Origin of the sequence: Mesorhizobium sp. M7A.F.Ca.CA.004.12.1.1, from assembly GCF_003997835.1 — a bacterium.
Taxonomy (GTDB): Bacteria; Pseudomonadota; Alphaproteobacteria; order Rhizobiales; family Rhizobiaceae; genus Mesorhizobium.
Genome location: NZ_RZRK01001277.1, coordinates 1 through 1,037 on the forward strand (window position 1 = coordinate 1; position 1,037 = coordinate 1,037).

Consider the following 1,037-nt stretch of genomic DNA (forward strand, 5'->3'; position numbering starts at 1 on the left):
TGTGGAGCTTCAACAGGTTGTCCTCGATCAGGGCGAGGCGACTGATAGGCGTTTTTGACTTTAGGCTGCCATGTGGACGATGCCAATTGTATCTGTGCAGCCAGACAGGCAGTTCGGCGGCACGATGATCGGATGTCGGATAGGCAATGGCGTAGGCCCATTCGCGCAGTGCTGTCTGGATGAAGCGCTCGGCCTTGCCATTGGTCTTGGGCGTATAGGGTCTTGTCGTGACGTGCTTGAGGCCGAGATCGCGGCAGGCCTTGGCGAAGGCCTTTGATCTGTAGCAGGAGCCGTTGTCGGTCATGACGCGGGCTATCGTGACGCCGAGGCTGGCGTAATAGGCGACCGCGGCCTTGAGGAAGGCGATGGCGCACTCCTTTTTCTCGTCGGGCAGGATTTGCGAGAAGGCGATGCGGGACGCGTCGTCGATGCAGACATGGACGAACTCCCAGCCGGCGCCGCGCGACTTGCCCTTTTGCGGATCGCCGGTGATACGATGGCCGACTTGGCTGAAGCGGCCGAGCTTCTTGATGTCGATATGGATCATCTCGCCGGGATGCTCCCGCTCGTAGCGCCGGACCGGTTCGGCCGGCTCGATATCCCTGAGCCGCGACAGCCCGGCACGCTTGAGAACCCGGCTGACGGTGGCGGGCGAGACGCCGACCTCATGGGCGATGTGCTTGCCGGTCAGCCGCTGGCGACGCAAGGCTGCGATGCGCTCGGCCACGGACTGTTCGGTCAGGCTCGGCATGACGGTGGGCCGCGACGAGCGGTCGACCATGCCGGCCCGCCCTTTGGTCTTATAGCGCTCGACCCAGCGCGCCACGATCTTGGCCGACACGCCATAGACGCGCGCCGCATGGGCTTTGGAAAAAGCGCCTTCTATCACCGATAACGCCATCTCCTCTCGACGCAGCGGTGTGAGACGGGCATTCTTGTGGATGTTCATTCGGACCCTCCGATGGATGCTGAAGCGTGGTAACTCCAGTCTCCTCGGTCCGGTCCGAATGGACAACCTCTCGAAAGCTCACACCTAG

Annotated in this window: 1 protein-coding gene; it reads right to left on the bottom strand. The window is 62.4% G+C overall.

The window, feature by feature from the left end; translation table 11 throughout:
- The coding region (locus EN984_RS35755; protein WP_095770220.1) for an IS481 family transposase at positions 1-949 on the bottom strand (949 nt) is incomplete at its 3' end.
- Positions 950-1,037: the final 88 nt, after the last annotated feature.